The following is a 16,443-nucleotide window of genomic DNA, read 5'->3' on the forward strand; positions in this document are numbered from 1 at the left end:
GTCATGGCTGCTGTCGCATCAATCAAGGATTTCTTCTCGAGCTTCCTGCTCATCGAGCTGTTCAAGGGCTTGAAGATCACGGGCCGGCACTTCTTCGCCCGCAACATCACGGTGCAGTTCCCGGAAGAGAAGACGCCGCTCAGCCCGCGCTTCCGCGGCCTGCACGCGCTGCGCCGCTACGAGAACGGCGAAGAGCGCTGCATCGCCTGCAAGCTCTGCGAGGCCGTGTGCCCCGCGCTCGCCATCACCATCGAATCGGAAGTGCGTGACGACGGCTCGCGCCGCACCACGCGCTACGACATCGACCTGACCAAGTGCATCTTCTGCGGCTTCTGCGAAGAGAGCTGCCCGGTCGACTCGATCGTCGAGACCCACGTCTTCGAATACCACGGCGAAAAGCGCGGTGACCTGTACTTCACGAAGGACATGCTCCTCGCCGTGGGCGACCGCTACGAGGCCGAAATCGCCGCCAACAAGGAGGCTGACGCCCGCTACCGCTGACCTCACGGTCGGCGGCAACGGCGGTGTCCGCACCGCCCGGCGCCATCGAACCCCATGGACATGACCACTGCGCTCTTCTACGTCTTCTCCGCCGTGATGCTCGGCGCCGCGTTCCGTGTGATCACGGCACGCAGCCCGGTGCACTCGGCGCTGTTCCTCGTGCTCGCCTTCGCGTCCGCCGCCTGCGTGTGGATGCTGCTGCGCGCCGAGTTCCTCGCGATCGTGCTCGTGCTCGTCTACGTCGGCGCCGTGATGGTGCTGTTCCTGTTCGTCGTGATGATGCTGGACATCAACGTCGACGGCCTGCGCGCCGGCTTCTGGAAACACTTCCCGCTCGCGGGCCTCGTGGGCGTGGTCATCGCCCTCGAGATGGCCGCGGTGCTGCTGGGCGGCTTCCGCCTGAGCGAGGCGCCCGCCACGCCGCCGGCCGACCTGGCCATGGGCAACACCAAGCTCCTCGGCATCGAGATCTACACCCAGTACCTCTACCCGATGCAGCTGGCCGCCGTGCTGCTGCTGATCGCCATCATCGCCGCCATCGCCCTGACGCTGCGCCCGCGCCGCGACACCAAGTCGATGAACCCGGCCGACCAGGTGCGCGTGAAGGCCGCTGACCGCCTGCGCATCGTCAAGATGGACGCGGTGGTGCCGGCCGCTCCCGCCGCCGACGTGCCGCCCGCGGGAGAAACCAAATGACGTCCCTCGCCCTCGGCCCCATCACCCTCGGACACTTCCTGTCCGTCGGCGCCATCCTGTTCGCCCTGTCGGTGATCGGCATCTTCCTGAACCGGAAGAACCTGATCGTGCTGCTGATGGCCATCGAGCTGATGCTCCTGGCCGTGAACCTGAACTTCGTGGCGTTCTCCCACTACCTGCCCATCGCCGCCGACCGCATGGCCGGCCAGGTGTTCGTGTTCTTCATCCTGACGGTTGCCGCCGCGGAATCCGCGATCGGCCTCGCCATCCTGGTGGTGCTGTTCCGCAACCGGGCCACGATCAATGTCGACGAACTCGATGAGTTGAAGGGCTGATCCAGATGTCTGCACAACTCAACCAGAACCTGTTGCTCGCGGTGCCGCTCGCGCCGCTCGTCGGCGCCATCGTCGCCGGCTTCTTCGGCAAGACCGTGGGCCGCCGCGGCTCGCACGTGGTCACCATCCTCGGCGTGGCCATCGCCTTCATCCTCTCGGCCCTCACGCTGAAGGATGTGGTGATGGACGGTGCGCGTTTCAATGCCACCGTGTACGAATGGATGGTGCTCGGCGGCCTGAAGATGGAAGTCGGCTTCCTGGTCGACGGCCTCACCGCGATGATGATGTGCGTGGTGACCTTCGTGTCCCTGATGGTGCACATCTACACCATCGGCTACATGGAAGAAGACCCGGGCTACCAGCGCTTCTTCTCGTACATCTCGCTGTTCACGTTCTCGATGCTCATGCTGGTCATGAGCAACAACCTGCTGCAGCTGTTCTTCGGCTGGGAAGCGGTGGGTCTCGTGTCGTACCTGCTGATCGGCTTCTGGTACACCAAGCCCACGGCCATCTTCGCCAACATGAAGGCGTTCCTCGTGAACCGCGTGGGCGACTTCGGCTTCATCCTCGGCATCGGCCTGATCGTGGCCTACGGCGGCACGCTGAGCTACAACGAGGTCTTCGCGAAGGCGGGTGACCTGGCCAAGCTCGGCTTCCCCGGCACCGACTGGATGCTGATCACCGTGATCTGCATCTGCCTGTTCATCGGCGCGATGGGCAAGAGCGCGCAGTTCCCGCTGCACGTGTGGCTGCCCGACTCGATGGAAGGCCCGACCCCGATCTCCGCGCTGATCCACGCCGCCACGATGGTGACGGCCGGCATCTTCATGGTGGCCCGCATGTCGCCGCTGTTCGAGCTGTCCGACACGGCCCTCAGCTTCGTGATGACCATCGGCGCCATCACCGCGCTGTTCATGGGCTTCCTCGGCATCATCCAGAACGACATCAAGCGCGTGGTCGCCTACTCGACGCTGTCGCAGCTCGGGTACATGACCGTGGCGCTGGGCGCCTCGGCGTACTCCGTTGCCGTGTTCCACCTGATGACGCACGCGTTCTTCAAGGCGCTGCTGTTCCTCGCGGCCGGCTCGGTCATCATCGGCATGCACCACGACCAGGACATCCGCAACATGGGCGGCCTGCGCAAGTACATGCCCATCACGTGGATCACGTCGCTGCTCGGTTCGCTCGCGCTGATCGGCACGCCGCTGTTCTCGGGCTTCTACTCGAAGGACAGCATCATCGAGGCCGTGCACCTGAGCCACCTGCCGGCGGCCGGTTTCGCGAACTTCGCGGTGATGGCGGGCGTGTTCGTCACGGCCTTCTACTCGTTCCGGATGTACTTCCTGGTCTTCCACGGCAAGGAACACTTCCACCACAAGCCGTTCCCGGGTGAACACGACCACCACGACGACCATGACGACCACGGTCACGGCCATGCGCACACGCCGCACGAGTCGCCCTGGGTCGTCACGCTGCCGCTCGTGCTGCTGGCCATCCCGTCGGTGATCATCGGCTTCTTCACGATCCAGCCGATGCTGTACGGCGACTTCTTCAAGGACGCCATCTTCGTCAACAGCACGCTACATCCCGCGATGCACGAGCTGGGCGAGGAGTTCCACGGTGCATGGGCCATGGCGATCCACGGCCTGACCACGGCGCCGTTCTGGCTCGCGCTGGCCGGTGTGGTCACGTCGTACTTCTTCTACATGGTCAAGCCGGCCATCCCCACCTGGATCAAGGCGAAGTTCTCGTTCATCGACCGCATCCTCGAGAACAAGTACTACTTCGACTGGTTCAACGAGAACGTGCTGGCCGCCGGCGCCCGCCTGCTGGGCCGCGGCCTGTGGAAGGGCGGCGACGTGGCGCTGATCGACGGCGCGGCCGTCAACGGGTCGGCCCGCCTCGTGGGTGGCCTCGCCTCGGTGGTGCGTCTGGTGCAGACGGGCTACCTCTACTGGTACGCGCTGGTCATGATCCTCGGGGTCGTGGGTCTGATGACCTGGCAGTTGTGGCCTTACCTCAGCAACCCGCTGGGCAAATAAGCGGTCACGGAGAACAAGAACATGGGTTTGTTGAGTCTCGCCATCTGGCTGCCGGTCCTCGCCGGCGTGCTGATCCTGGCCTTCGGCAGCGACCGCCAAGCGAGCGCGGTGCGCTGGTTCGCGCTGGTCGCTTCCATCGTGGCCTTCCTCGTCACGATCCCGCTCTACACGGGCTTCGACACCACCACGGCGGCGATGCAGTTCGTCGAGAACTCCGCCAATCCGGACACGCAGTTCTGGATCGAGCGCTTCAAGACGCACTACCACCTGGGCGTGGACGGCATCTCGGTGTGGTTCGTGCTGCTGACCGCCTTCATCACGATCATCGTCGTGATCGCCGCGTGGGAAGTCATCACCGACCGCGTGCACCAGTACATGGGCGCGTTCCTGATCCTGTCCGGCCTGATGATCGGCGTGTTCTCCGCGCTCGACGGCCTGCTGTTCTACGTGTTCTTCGAAGCCACGCTGATCCCGATGTACATCATCATCGGCGTCTGGGGCGGCCCGCGCCGGGTCTACGCGGCGTTCAAGTTCTTCCTCTACACGCTGGCCGGCTCGCTGCTGATGCTCGTCGCGCTGATCTACCTGTACTACAAGTCGGGCAGCAGCTTCGAGATCCTGACGTGGCACACGCTGCCGCTGTCGTTGCCGGCGCAGACGCTGCTGTTCTTCGCGTTTTTCGCGGCCTTCGCGGTGAAAGTTCCGATGTGGCCGGTGCACACGTGGTTGCCGGACGCCCACGTCGAGGCCCCCACGGGCGGTTCGGTGGTGCTGGCGGCCATCATGCTGAAGCTCGGCGGCTACGGCTTCCTGCGGTTCTCGCTGCCCATCGCCCCCGATGCCAGCCACGAGTACGCCTGGTTCATCATCGCGCTGTCGCTGATCGCGGTGATCTACGTGGGCCTCGTCGCCCTGGTTCAGCAGGACATGAAGAAGCTCGTCGCGTACTCGTCGGTGGCGCACATGGGCTTCGTTACGCTCGGCTTCTTCCTGTTCAACGAGCTGGGCGTGTCCGGCGCGCTGGTGCAGATGATCTCCCACGGCTTCGTGTCGGGCGCCATGTTCCTGTGCATCGGCGTGCTCTATGACCGTGTGCATTCGCGCGAGATCGCCAGCTATGGCGGCGTGGTCAACACGATGCCCAAGTTCGCGGCCTTCGCGGTGTTCTTCGGCATGGCCAACTGCGGCCTGCCGGCCACCGCCGGTTTCGTGGGCGAGTGGATGGTGATCCTCGGCGCCGTGAAGGTGAACTTCTGGCTGGGCGCCCTGGCCGCCACCGCGCTGATCTTCGGCGCCGCCTACACGCTGTGGATGATCAAGCGCGTCTACTTCGGCGCCGTCACGAACGACGACGTCCGCGCGCTCACCGACATCAACAAGCGCGAGTTCCTGATGCTGGCCCTGCTGGCCATCGCCACGCTCTACATGGGCCTCTACCCGAAGCCCTTCACCGACGTGATGCACGTCAGCGTGAACGAACTCCTGCGCCACGTGGCCGTCTCGAAGTTGAACTGATCAGGCCTCGGGAACGAAACAATGAACGACATGAACTGGTTGGCGATCTACCCCGAGCTCGTGCTGCTCGCCATGGCCCTCGTGGTGTCCATGGTGGACCTGTGGGCCAAGACCCGTGGCCCCGCGTACTGGCTGACGCAGCTGACGCTCGCGGTCGTCGCGGCGATGCACTTCGCCTACATCGACACCCCGGCCATCTACGCCATGCAGGACATGGTGGTGAGCGACTCGCTCGGCCACCTGCTGGGCTTCTTCGCGGCGCTGGCCGTGATGATCTCGCTCGTCTACGCCCGCCCGTACGCGGCCGAGCGCGAGATGCTCAAGGGCGAGCTCTTCAGCCTGAGCCTGTTCTCGCTGCTGGGCATCTCGGTGATGCTGTCGGCGAACAACTTCCTCGTGATGTACCTCGGCCTCGAGCTGATGTCGCTCTCGCTGTACGCGCTCACCGCGCTGCGCCGTGACCACGCCCCGGCCACCGAGGCGGCGATGAAGTACTTCGTGCTGGGCGCGCTCGCCAGCGGCTTCCTGCTGTACGGCCTGTCGATGATGTACGGCGCCACGGGTTCGCTCGAGATCCCGCGCGTGTTCGAGGCCATCTCCACCGGCCAGATCAACCAGGCGGTGCTGGCCCTCGGCCTCGTGTTCGTCGTGTCCGGCGTGGCCTTCAAACTGGGCGCGGTGCCGTTCCACATGTGGGTGCCCGACGTGTACCACGGCGCCCCGACGGCCGTCACGCTGCTGATCGCCGGCGCCCCGAAGCTCGCCGCGTTCGCGATGACCTTCCGCCTGCTGGTCGAAGGCCTGCTGGGCCTGGCCAACGACTGGCAGCAGATGATCGTGCTGCTGTCGGTGGGCTCGATGTTCATCGGCAACGTGGTCGCCATCGCGCAGAGCAACCTCAAGCGCATGCTGGCGTACTCCACCATCAGCAACATCGGCTTCGTGCTGCTCGGCTTCGCGCCCACGGTGGTGGCGGGCAACACGCTGTCGGCCGCCAACGGCTACGGCTCGGCGCTGTTCTACATCGCCACCTACGTGTTCACCACGCTCGGCACCTTCGGCATCATCCTGCTGCTGTCGCGCCAGGGCTTCGAGGCCGACCAGATCGACGACTTCAAGGGCCTGGCCAAGCGCAGCCCCTTCTACGCCGGCGTGATGGCGATCTTCATGTTCTCGCTCGCGGGCATTCCGCCCACCGTGGGCTTCTTCGCGAAGCTGTCGGTGCTGCAGGCCATCATCACCACGAACCAGACCTCGTACATCGTGCTGGCCATCATCGCGGTGGTGCTGTCGCTGGTCGGCGCGTACTACTACCTGCGCCTCGTCAAGGTCATGTACTTCGACGAGCCGACGGACACGGCGCCGATCTCGGCCGGCTTCGACGTGCGCGCCGTGCTGGCCCTCAACGGCTTCGCCGCGCTGCTGTTCGGCATCGTGCCGGGCGGGCTGATGGAGCTGTGCTCGGCCGCCGTGCTGAACGCGCTGAAGAGCTGACCGCCGGGCCGCGGGGGCGACCATGAGCGCGACCGCGGCCGTCTGGCTCGTCCTCGTGTTCGCCCTCGTCACGGCGAACCTGCCGTTCGTCAACGAGCGGCTCGCCGTGGTGGGGCCCCGCGCCGCCGGGCGCAAGCACTGGCTCGTGCGCCTCGCCGAACTCGCCGCGGGATGCGGCCTCACCATCGGCCTCGGGCGTTTCCTCGAGGCCACGCACGGACAGGCGGCTCCCCAGGGCTGGGAGTTCTACGCCGCCGTCTTCTTCCTCTTCCTGACGCTGGCGTTCCCCGGGTTCGTCTGGCGCTACCTGCAACGCCACTGAACGGAACACGCCCGCCATGCGCCACGATCCCTCGAACCTCGACGACGACGCGCACCTGGTGGAGCACCTCGTCCGCTCGGAACAGGTGTACCGCGGCAACTTCCTCGACGTTCGCCGCGACGAGGTGCGTCTGCCCGACGGCGCCCGCGCGAGCCGCGAGTGGATCGTGCATCCCGGCGCGGTGATGATCGTGCCGCTGCTCGACGACGGCAGTGTCGTGGTCGAACGGCAGTTCCGCTATCCCGTCGGCCGCGTGATGATCGAGTTCCCCGCCGGCAAGATCGACCCCGGCGAGGCGCCGCTCGCCTGCGCCATCCGCGAGCTGGCCGAGGAGACGGGCTACCGCGCCACCGAATGGGCGCGCGCGGGCATCCTGCACAACGCCATCGCGTACTCCAACGAAGGCATCGAGGTGTGGTTCGCCCGTGGCCTGGTGGAAGGCGAGAAGCGCCTGGACGATGGCGAGTTCCTGGAGGTGGGCGCGAGTTCGGTCGACGCGCTGCTGCAGAAGTCCGCGTCGGGCGAACTCACCGATGCCAAGACGCTGATCGGGCTGTTGTGGTTGCAGAATTGGCAGTCCGGCCGTTGGGAATTGCCCTGGCAGCGCATCGGCTGAACGCCTGTGCGGATAATGGGCCCATGAAAGTCCTCAACCTGCGCTGCGCCCACGACCACACCTTCGAAGGGTGGTTCGGTTCGGAAGGCGATTTCCAGTCCCAGCTGGAACGCGGGTTGGTCGAGTGCCCGCTGTGTGGCGACCGCGAGGTCGCCAAGCTGCCCAGCGCGCCGCGCATCAGCATGTCGCGCAGCCGCGACCTCGCCGAACCCTCGGGCCACGACGGCGCGAAGCCGGTGTCCCCCGAGGCGCTGACGATGCAGAACCTCTGGATGCGTGCGGTGCAGCACGTGCTGGCGCACACCGACGACGTGGGCGAGCGCTTCGCCGAAGAGGCGCGCCGCATCCACTACGGCGAAACCGAGGAGCGGGCCATCCGCGGCCGTGCCACGCCGGAGGATCGCCAGGCCCTCCAGGAAGAAGGCATCGACGTCGTGTCGATCGCCTTGCCCGAAACCCCGAGCGGTCCACTGCAGTAACCACGAACCAGGACGGCGCGAATGCCGCCCGGTTCGCGCTCAGGCCATCAGGCCCGGGCCGCCTTGCGGCGCTTCGCCACCGCACCCACCACACCGAGGCCGGCCATCAGCAGGGCGAGCGACTCGGGTTCCGGCACCGGCGTCGTGACGGCCGTGTACTGCAGGCTCAGGAAGCCGCTGCCGTTGAACGGGAGCTGCCAGCCGTTGCCCGGGACGGTGCTGAGGTTGGCCTGGCCGATGCCGAAGCCGGTGGCGTCGACCGCCGTCTGCGTGCGCGACAGCTGGATGCCGGTGACGGCCGGGTCGCTGCTGGTCAGGTAGGCGACGTACTTGGTGCCGGCGTCGAGGCTGAGCGACAGGTTGTCGAACGCCAGCGTGGTGAAGCCACCGGCCGCGTCGTAGGTCTCCAGGGCGGTGGCCGTCGTCAGCAGCGGCGTGCCGATGAAGTTGAAAGCCTGGTTCTTCGCGTTCGTGTCGGGGTTCCACTGCGCGACGTTCAGCACGATCGACTGCGTCACGTTGCCGATGGCGTAGAAGCTGAAGGACGACAGCACCTCGGCGGCCGACAGCGAGAACACCTCGCCCACGGCGGGCGAATCGCCGCTCGGGTTGCCGGCGTTGCCGAAGTAGGCGAACGGCAGGCCGGTGTTCGCGCCGGACGGCACGTTGGTGTAGGTCGCGGCCGAGGCGCCGCCGGCGACGGCGAGCAGCAGTGCGGCGAGCACGTTCAAGCGAAGGGTGGTCATGGTGTCTGTTCCTGAAGGGGTCTTGAAGGGGCCGCAGCGCTCGTGTGGCGCGTCGCGGAATGAACAGTTCCAATGTGCGCCCGCCACGTGACCCGGAGTCGACGCCGGGCGCCGGCGCCGATAGTCCGTTGGGATGTGCCACCTCCTGCCGATGATCGGTCGAGGCAAAAAAAGCGGCCCCTCGTGAACTGACCCCAAGAAGTTGGACCGTTGGAAGCTAGTGGGCCGAGGCCTGGGTCCGGTACCGCTCCAGCCAGTGCGCATACGGCGCCGGCAGCACCCACGAAGGACGCGGCACGCCGAGCGCCTTCGCCGTGGCGTACGGGTAGTGCGGGTCCGCGAGGTGGGCCCGGCCGATCATCACCAGGTCCATCTGCCCCTTGGCGACGAACGCTTCCGCCGACTGCGGCTTGTCGAGCCCCCACGAGGCGGCCACGGGCAGCTCGGCTTCGCGGCGCACCCGCTCGGCGACCGGGGCCAGGAACGACGTCCCCCAGGGGATCGACGTGCCGGGGATCGTGAAGCCCACGCTGACGTTGAGCAGGTCGAGGCCGCCGCGGCGGAACGCGCTCGCGAGGCCAATCGAGTCGCGCAGGGTCTCGTCGTCGCGGCCGTCGTACTCGATCACGCCGAAGCGCGCGGTGAGGGGCAGGCGTTCCGGCCACACGGCGCGCACCGCGGCCAGGGTCTCGAGCAGGAAGCGGCTGCGGCCGGCGACGTTGCCGCCATAGGCGTCGGTGCGCTGGTTGGAATGGGCGGAGAAGAAGCTCTGCGCCAGGTAGCCGTGGGCGAAGTGCAGCTCGAGCCACTCGAAGCCCGCGTCGCGGGCGCGGCGTGCGGCCGCTGCGAAGTCGGCGCGCACGCGCTCGATGTCGGCCACGGTCATCGCCCTCGGCACGCGGGGCAGGTTCTCGCCGTAGGCGATGGCCGATGGCGCGATCGTCTCCCAGGCCCGCGGATCCTCCGCGGGAATGTGGTCGTCGCCTTCCCAGGGGCGCTGCGCGCTCGCCTTGCGTCCGGCGTGGGCGATCTGGATGCCGGGCACGGCGCCGGCGGCCTTGATCGCGGCGGCGATGCGGGCGAGGCCTTCGATCTGCGAGTCGTCCCACAGGCCCGTGCAGGCCGGCGTGATGCGCCCTTCGGGCGAGACCGCCGTGGCCTCGACGATCACGAGGCCGGCGCCGCCGCGGGCGAGGGAGGTGTAGTGCGCGAGGTGCCAGTCGGTGACGTGGCCGTCGACCGCGCTGTACTGGCACATCGGCGGGATCGCGATGCGGTTGCGCAGCGTGACGTCCTTGAGCTGGAACGGGGAGAACAGCGCGCTCATCGCGTGGCCTCCGCGGGCGGGAAGAGGGTGTTGTGCATGGGTGATGTGGAGAAAAAGGTCGGGTGCCCGGATGGACCTTCTCCAGGGTGGGGGCTATGCTGGAATAACCCAAATCAGGAATTCTTATCCCGGACATCGTGGCAGCCGATATCAGAACCACCGACCTCAACCTGCTGAAGACCCTCGATGCCCTGCTCGACGAACGCAGCGTGACCCGTGCCGCCGAGCGCCTGAGGCTCACTCAGCCGGCGGTCAGCGGCATGCTGACCCGCCTGCGCGAAACGTTCGGCGACCCGCTCTTCGTGCGTTCGCAGCGCGGCATCGTGCCCACGCTGCGGGCGCTCGAGCTCGCCGGCCCCGTCAAGCAACTGCTGCAGGACGCCGAAACCCTGCTGCGTCCCAGCGCCTTCGTGCCGGCCGATGCGCGCATGACCTTGACGATCGCGTCGACCGACTACGCGATGCAGGCCGTGCTGGTGCCGTTCCTCGCGGCGCTTCGCCGCCAGGCGTCCGGCATCCGCGTGGCGGTGCTGCCCGTCGACGACGCGCGGCTTCCGGTGCAGATGGAACGCGGCGAGATCGACCTCTCGCTCATCGCCCCCGATGACACACCCGACGCGCTGCATTCGCGGCGTCTGTTCGACGAACGCTACGTGTGCGTGATGCGCGAGGACCACCCGGCCGCCAGCGAGCCGCTGACGCTCGACCGCTTCTGCGCGCTGGACCACGCGCTCGTCTCGTACACGGGCGGGGCCTTCCGGGGGGTGACCGACGATGCGCTCGCCGCGATGGGCCGCGAGCGGCGCGTGACGCTGTCGGTCAAGAGTTTCCTCCTGCTGCCCGAGATCCTGCGGCACAGCGACCTGATCGCCGTGGTGCCGAGCCGGCTGGCCCGGCAGGCGAAGGGCCTGCACGTGGTGGCGCCGCCGGTGGAGGTGCCGGGCTTCACGAAGATCCTCGGCTGGCACGAACGCACGCACTACAACCCGGGTCACCGGTGGCTGCGCGACCTCATGGTCGAGACCTGCGGCGAACCTCCGGTGGATTGAGTCCGCCTCACGGACGGGTCACAGCATCCGGCCGGGGTTCATCAGTCCCTTCGGATCGAGCGCGCCCTTGATGGCCCGCATCAACCCCATCGCCACCGGCGACTTGCGCTCCACCAGCTCGTCCCGCTTCAGTTCCCCGATGCCATGCTCCGCCGAGATGGAGCCGCCATGGGCCATGACCGCGTCGTACACCACGGTGTTCACCGCGTGTTCCTGGTCGCGCAGGAAGTCGGCGGCCGACTGGCCTGCGGGGGCCTGCACGTTGTAGTGCAGGTTGCCGTCGCCCAGGTGGCCGAAGTCCACGAGGCGCAGGCCGGGCCAGCGGGCCGACAGCGCGGCGTCGGTGGACGCGACGAAGGCGGGGATGCGCGACACCGGCAGCGAGATGTCGTGCTTGATGTTGAGGCCTTCCTCGGCCTGGGCCAGCGGGATCGACTCGCGCAGGTGCCACATGGCGTGCGACTGCTCCAGCGTTTCGGCCACGGCCGCGTCGGTGATGACCCCGGCCTCGAGCGCGGCTTCGAGCAGCCCCTCGAAGAGCTGACGCGCGTGGGCATCGCTTTCGGTGTCGGACTGTTCGAGCAGCACCGTCCAGTCGGACGGGGGCAGCGGCTGGCGCAGCTGCGGGAAGTGCTTGCGCACCAGGTCGAGCGAGAAGCCGTTCATGACCTCGAAGCCGGTGAGGCCCGGCCCGAGGCGCGCCTGCGCGAGCTGCAGCAGCGCCACGGCCTGTTCCATGGAGGGCACGGTGGCCAGCGCCGTCATCACGGCCGCCGGCTGCGGGTACAGCTTCAGCGTGGCGGCGGTGATGATGCCGAGGGTGCCTTCGCTGCCGATGAAGAGGTCGCGCAGGTCGTAGCCGGTGTTGTCCTTGCGCAGGCCGGCCAGGCCGTCCCACACCTCGCCCTGGGCGGTGACCACCTCGAGCCCGAGGCACAGCTCGCGCGCGTTGCCGTAGCGCAGCACCTGCGTGCCGCCCGCGTTGCTGGCGAGGTTGCCGCCGATGGTGCAGCTGCCTTCGGCCGCGAGGCTCAGCGGGAACAGCAGGCCCTGCGCCTCGGCGGTGTCCTGGATGCTCTGCAGGATGCAGCCGGCCTCGGCGGTGAGCGTGAGGTTGGCGGGGTCGATGGCGCGCACGCGGTTCAGGCGCGTGAGGCTCAGCAGCACCTGGCGGCCACTGCCGTCGGGCACGGAGCCACCCACGAGGCCGGTGTTGCCGCCCTGCGGCACGAGGGGCGTGCCGTGGGCCGCGCAGGCGCGCACGACGGCGGCCACCTCGGCGGTGCTGCCCGGGCGCACCACGGCGAGGGCGCGGCCGCGGAAGCGCTTGCGCCAGTCCTGTTCCCAGGCGGAGAGGTCGCCGCCGGTGAGGACGTTGGCCGCGCCCACGGTGGCGACGAGGGTGTCGAGGAGTTCGGTGCTCATGGGATCAGGGAGTGGCGGGGGCAGGGGCGGGGGGCTCGGTCGAGGCGACACGCGGCGCGTGCTTCAGGCGCCAACGCACGTGCACCGCGCAGGCGGTGAACAGCACGACGCACAGCAGCACCTCGATGCCGGCCAGCGCCGCGCTGAGGCGGTTGGGGTCGCTCGCGGCGCGCACGACGCCTTCGGTGAAGTAGAGCCACACGAGCAGGCTCACGGCCCGGTACGTGTACATGCGGTTGCGCAGCAGGCCGGAGAGGGGCCACACGAGCGGCAGCACCTTGATCACGAGCCACGAGCCACCGGGCCGCAGCGGCGCGAGCCACAGCTCCCACAGCAGGCCCAGCACGATCAGACCCAGGAGGCTTCCCACGGCGGCGCGGCGCGTCCAGTCGACTACGGAGACGGTGTTCATCGCTGGCTATGATGCCACCAATGAATCTACCCACCCCGTTCAAGGTCCGGTGGCAATCGGAGCTGTCGCAGGGGCTCTCCGAACTGCAGCACTGGCCGTGGCTCGAGACGCTGCGCACGCTGCGCCAGCGTTTCCGCGAGGACCGGCTCGGCATCACCGCCAGCAGCCTCACGTTCACCACGCTGATCTCGCTCGTGCCGCTGGTCACGGTGATGCTGGCCGTCTTCACCGCCTTCCCGATCTTCTCCCAGTTCCAGGTGGCGCTGCAGAAGTACTTCCTGCAGAGCCTCGTGCCCGACAACATCGCGCGCCCGGTTCTCGGCGCGCTGACCCAGTTCGCGAGCAAGGCGAACCGCCTCGGCTCGTTCGGCCTCGTGCTGCTCGGCGTCACGGCGCTGACGATGATGCTCACCATCGATCGCTCGCTGAACGCGATCTGGCGGGTGCCGAAGCCGCGTCCCATCGCGCAGCGCGTGCTGGTGTACTGGGCGTGCGTGACCCTCGGCCCGCTGCTGCTCGGCGTGAGCCTGTCGCTGACGTCATACGCGATCTCGGCCTCGAAGGGGTTCGTGGGCGCGATGCCGGGCGGCGTCTCGTTCGTGCTCAACATCCTCGAGTTCCTGCTGCTCGCCGCCGCGATGGCGGGGCTGTTCCACTACGTGCCCAACACCCACGTGCGCTGGCGCCACGCGCTGTGGGGCGGGCTGTTCGTGTCGAGCGCGTTCGAGGTCGCGAAGAAGGGCCTCGCGCTGTACCTGAGCAACGTGCCGAGCTTCGCGAACATCTACGGTGCGTTCGCGACGGTGCCGATCCTGCTGGTGTGGATCTACCTCGGCTGGGTCATCGTGCTGCTCGGCGCGGTGATCACCGCATACGCGCCCAGCCTGCAGATGCGGGTGGTGCGCCGCGTCGAGGTGCCGGGCTACCGCTTCGACCTCGCCCTGTCGGTGGTGCGCGAGCTGGCCGCGGCGCGCGAGACGCCCACGCACGGCCTGAGTGCCGCGCAGCTCTCGGAGTCGATGCGGGCCGATCCGCTGCAGATCGAGCCGCTGCTCGACACGCTGGTGGAGCTGGACTGGCTGGGCCGGCTGGAGGAGGAGGGCGCCGGCCGCTACGTGCTGCTGTGCGACCCCGCGCGCACCCGCGCCGAGCCGCTGTTCGCCCACGTGCTGCTCGCGCCCACGCCGGCGGTGAGCGGGTTCTGGCGCCGGGCGGGGTTCACCGAACTGATGCTGTCGGACCTGCTGGCCGACTGACGCGGCCGGATCAAAGCGGCAGGCGGCCGGTCCAGAGGTCCTTGTACATGACCCAGTCGCCCATGAAGCTGTAGAGCGGGCGCTTGAACGACGCGGGCTTGTTCTTCTCGAACACGAAGTGCCCGAACCAGGCGAAGCCGTAGCCGCACAGGAGGGCGAGCGGCACCATCAGCGGCTGGCCCCACCAGAGGCCCGCGGCCAGGCACAGCAGCACGAGCGTGGACCCCGCGAAGTGCAGGCGGCGGTTGCGGCGGTCGCTGTGCTCGGCGAGGTAGAACGGGTAGAACTCGGCGAAGCTGCGGAACGAACGGGGATCGCTCATGGGGGCTGCGGAGGGACGGAGACAATGCGACCTTCCCATTGGACCCCCGGCGGCGAGCCCGGACATCCGGGTATGCCCTCCCAGGCCCCTGATGCTGGCGTGCAAGGGGTGTTGCATACCGGTGTTTCGGGCTATATTGAACCGGAACCCGTTCAGAGCCCAAGGAGCCACCCCATGAAAGTCGCCGATATCCTCCGTGTCAAAGGGGGCACCCTCTTCACGGTGTCGCCCGACCAGTCGCTGGCCGACGCGCTCAAGACCATGGCCGAGCGCGACATCGGCTCGCTCGTGGTCATGGACCATGGCGACCTGATCGGCATGCTCACCTTCCGCGAAGTCATCGTGTCCATCGTTGCCAACGGCGGCAGCGTGGGCTCCTCCACCGTGCGCGGCGTGATGGACGACCACCCGCTCACCTGCACCCCCGACACCGAGATCGACGAAGTGCGCCGCATGATGCTCGAGCGCCACGCCCGCTACATGCCGGTGCTCACCCAGCGCACGCTGATGGGCGTCATCTCCTTCTACGACGTCGCCCGCGCCGTGGTGGAAACGCAGGACTTCGAGAACCGCATGCTCAAGGCCTACATCCGCGACTGGCCGGCCGGCGAGGAGCAGACCGCTCCCCAGACCACGCTCTGACACCCGAACAAAAAAACGCCACCCGGCGCGAGCCGGGTGGCGTTTCCATTTCAGCTCGTGATCAGAAGCTGTGGCGGATGCCTGCCACGAACTCGGTGACGTCGCGGTCGTCCGCCGTCATCAGGCCGTTCGGCACCGAGCCGTTCCAGCGGTTCGCGTAGCTGGCGCCTTCGTTGTCGAACTGCGTCAGCGACGTGTAGACCGCGGTGCGCTTCGACAGGTCGTACTGGTAGCCCACGCCGAACGCCTTCGTCTTGCCCACGTCCACGTTGCGCGCCTTGTTCTCGAGGTACTGCGTGCGCACGAGGTGCTGGCCGAAGCGGTAGTCGCCGCCCACCCAGTAGCCGCGGCCGTCGGCGTTGTCCACCGTGCGGTCGTCCACCGAGATGATGCCCGCGGTCAGGCGGGCCGGGCCGAAGGTGTACGCCGCGGCGCCGGACGTCGTGCGCACCTGCAGGCCGCTCGCGTCGCCCTTGTCGTCCACGTAGGAGACCATCGCGTCGAACGGACCCTGCGTGTAGCGGGCATAGACGTCGGCGATGCGGTTGTCGGTCGTGGCGCCGGCCACTTCGCCCGCGCCGTAGGTCAGGCCGCCGCGGAAGCCGGCGTACGAGGCGGTCTCGAACTTGATCGAGTTGTTGATGCGGGCCGGACCCCCGTTGCCGGTGGCCGACGTGGTGGTGCCGCCGCGCACGGGCTCGTAGCCGCCGAAGCCGCCGATCACCGCGGTGCTCGGGCCGACGTTGGTGTTGCCGAAGGTGCTGAAGTCGTTCGACAGCGTGTAGATGCTGCCGTACTGGCGGCCGAGGGTCAGCGTGCCGTACTGCGAGCCGAGGCCCACGAAGGCCTGGCGGCCCCAGAAGGCGTTCTGGCCGTTGGTGCCGTCGTCGAGGTTGATGCCGCTTTCCAGCACGAACAGGGCCTTCAGGCCGCCGCCCAGATCCTCGTTCCCGCGGAAGCCGATGCGCGAGCCGTTCAGGCCGCCGGACTGCACGCGGTTCTCGGTGACGGCGCCATGGGCGGACTGCACGTAGGCGTCGACGACGCCGTAGATGGTGACGGAGGAATTGCTCGGCTCGGTGGTCTGCGCGCCGGCCGACAGGCTGGCGGCGAGGGCGATCGTGCCGAGGGCAAGGGGGGTGAACTTCATGTAACTCTCCAATCAGTAGGGACCCCCTCATCCGGCAGGCACGGCCGGAGGTGGACCTCCGTGACCGCGGCAGCACCGACCGGTGCCGCGTCTTGGGGATGATCCTAGGGAGAA

General features: G+C 67.9%; 18 protein-coding genes. 12 read left to right on the forward strand and 6 right to left on the reverse strand.

The features are described from left to right. Positions 1–3: 3 nt before the first annotated feature. Genes nuoI through A4W93_RS09585 form a run of 9 tightly spaced genes read left to right on the forward strand, consistent with a single transcriptional unit; the run spans position 4 to position 8,000 of the window. A complete protein-coding gene (gene nuoI, locus A4W93_RS09545; protein WP_085750391.1) occupies positions 4–501 on the forward strand; it encodes an NADH-quinone oxidoreductase subunit NuoI in 498 nt (165 codons plus the stop codon). 54 nt (positions 502–555) lie between these two features. Beyond that, the gene (locus tag A4W93_RS09550; protein WP_085750392.1) at positions 556–1,197 is read left to right on the forward strand and encodes an NADH-quinone oxidoreductase subunit J; all 642 of its coding nucleotides are present in this window, start codon (positions 556–558) and stop codon (positions 1,195–1,197) included. Further along, the gene (nuoK, locus tag A4W93_RS09555) at positions 1,194–1,532 is read left to right on the forward strand and encodes an NADH-quinone oxidoreductase subunit NuoK (RefSeq protein ID WP_085750393.1); all 339 of its coding nucleotides are present in this window, start codon (positions 1,194–1,196) and stop codon (positions 1,530–1,532) included. Before A4W93_RS09550 ends, nuoK begins: the two co-directional genes overlap by 4 nt. Positions 1,533–1,537: 5 nt before the next feature. Continuing rightward, complete coding sequence (nuoL, locus tag A4W93_RS09560) at positions 1,538–3,574, forward strand: NADH-quinone oxidoreductase subunit L (RefSeq protein WP_174694883.1); 2,037 nt, start codon at positions 1,538–1,540, stop codon at positions 3,572–3,574. A 21-nt stretch (positions 3,575–3,595) separates the two neighbouring features. Continuing rightward, complete coding sequence (locus A4W93_RS09565; protein WP_085750394.1) at positions 3,596–5,089, forward strand: NADH-quinone oxidoreductase subunit M; 1,494 nt, start codon at positions 3,596–3,598, stop codon at positions 5,087–5,089. Positions 5,090–5,110: 21 nt separating this feature from the next. Further along, positions 5,111–6,583, forward strand: coding sequence for an NADH-quinone oxidoreductase subunit NuoN (nuoN, locus tag A4W93_RS09570; RefSeq protein WP_085750395.1), 1,473 nt, complete (start codon positions 5,111–5,113; stop codon positions 6,581–6,583). Between the two features lie 22 nt (positions 6,584–6,605). Next, positions 6,606–6,905, forward strand: coding sequence for a DUF2818 family protein (locus A4W93_RS09575; RefSeq protein ID WP_085750396.1), 300 nt, complete (start codon positions 6,606–6,608; stop codon positions 6,903–6,905). A 16-nt stretch (positions 6,906–6,921) separates the two neighbouring features. After that, complete coding sequence (locus tag A4W93_RS09580; RefSeq protein ID WP_085750397.1) at positions 6,922–7,521, forward strand: NUDIX domain-containing protein; 600 nt, start codon at positions 6,922–6,924, stop codon at positions 7,519–7,521. Positions 7,522–7,544: 23 nt separating this feature from the next. Beyond that, on the forward strand, positions 7,545–8,000 hold the full coding sequence (locus tag A4W93_RS09585) for a DUF1178 family protein (protein WP_085750398.1): 456 nt from the start codon (positions 7,545–7,547) through the stop codon (positions 7,998–8,000). A 47-nt stretch (positions 8,001–8,047) separates the two neighbouring features. On the opposite strand, the gene A4W93_RS09590 is transcribed toward A4W93_RS09585, so the two are convergent. Together A4W93_RS09590 and A4W93_RS09595 are read right to left on the reverse strand one after the other, a co-directional pair. Then, positions 8,048–8,746, reverse strand: coding sequence for a PEP-CTERM sorting domain-containing protein (locus A4W93_RS09590; protein ID WP_085750399.1), 699 nt, complete (start codon positions 8,744–8,746; stop codon positions 8,048–8,050). 217 nt (positions 8,747–8,963) lie between these two features. Beyond that, a complete protein-coding gene (locus A4W93_RS09595) occupies positions 8,964–10,073 on the reverse strand; it encodes an NADH:flavin oxidoreductase/NADH oxidase (RefSeq protein ID WP_085750400.1) in 1,110 nt (369 codons plus the stop codon). A 137-nt stretch (positions 10,074–10,210) separates the two neighbouring features. On the opposite strand from A4W93_RS09595, the gene A4W93_RS09600 reads away from it, so the two are divergent. Then, complete coding sequence (locus tag A4W93_RS09600; protein ID WP_085750401.1) at positions 10,211–11,122, forward strand: LysR family transcriptional regulator; 912 nt, start codon at positions 10,211–10,213, stop codon at positions 11,120–11,122. An 18-nt stretch (positions 11,123–11,140) separates the two neighbouring features. Here the strand turns inward: A4W93_RS09600 and A4W93_RS09605 are convergent, their stop codons facing one another. Together A4W93_RS09605 and A4W93_RS09610 are read right to left on the reverse strand one after the other, a co-directional pair. After that, positions 11,141–12,547, reverse strand: coding sequence for an FAD-binding oxidoreductase (locus A4W93_RS09605; protein ID WP_085750402.1), 1,407 nt, complete (start codon positions 12,545–12,547; stop codon positions 11,141–11,143). Positions 12,548–12,551: 4 nt separating this feature from the next. After that, the gene (locus A4W93_RS09610; protein ID WP_085750403.1) at positions 12,552–12,959 is read right to left on the reverse strand and encodes a DUF2069 domain-containing protein; all 408 of its coding nucleotides are present in this window, start codon (positions 12,957–12,959) and stop codon (positions 12,552–12,554) included. Between the two features lie 20 nt (positions 12,960–12,979). Between A4W93_RS09610 and A4W93_RS09615 the strand changes: the two genes are divergently transcribed. After that, positions 12,980–14,215: a YihY family inner membrane protein gene (locus tag A4W93_RS09615; protein WP_085750404.1), complete on the forward strand. Its 1,236-nt coding sequence runs from the start codon at positions 12,980–12,982 to the stop codon at positions 14,213–14,215. 10 nt (positions 14,216–14,225) lie between these two features. On the opposite strand, the gene A4W93_RS09620 is transcribed toward A4W93_RS09615, so the two are convergent. Further along, positions 14,226–14,537, reverse strand: a complete 312-nt coding sequence (locus tag A4W93_RS09620; protein WP_237357736.1) for an Mpo1-like protein — start codon at positions 14,535–14,537, stop codon at positions 14,226–14,228. Positions 14,538–14,711: 174 nt separating this feature from the next. Between A4W93_RS09620 and A4W93_RS09625 the strand changes: the two genes are divergently transcribed. Then, the gene (locus A4W93_RS09625; protein WP_085750406.1) at positions 14,712–15,179 is read left to right on the forward strand and encodes a CBS domain-containing protein; all 468 of its coding nucleotides are present in this window, start codon (positions 14,712–14,714) and stop codon (positions 15,177–15,179) included. Between the two features lie 61 nt (positions 15,180–15,240). Here the strand turns inward: A4W93_RS09625 and A4W93_RS09630 are convergent, their stop codons facing one another. Next, complete coding sequence (locus A4W93_RS09630) at positions 15,241–16,329, reverse strand: porin (RefSeq protein WP_085750407.1); 1,089 nt, start codon at positions 16,327–16,329, stop codon at positions 15,241–15,243. Between the last annotated feature and the right edge of the window lie 114 nt (positions 16,330–16,443).

This window comes from Piscinibacter gummiphilus (genome assembly GCF_002116905.1).
Classification (GTDB): Bacteria; Pseudomonadota; Gammaproteobacteria; order Burkholderiales; family Burkholderiaceae_C; genus Rhizobacter; species Rhizobacter gummiphilus.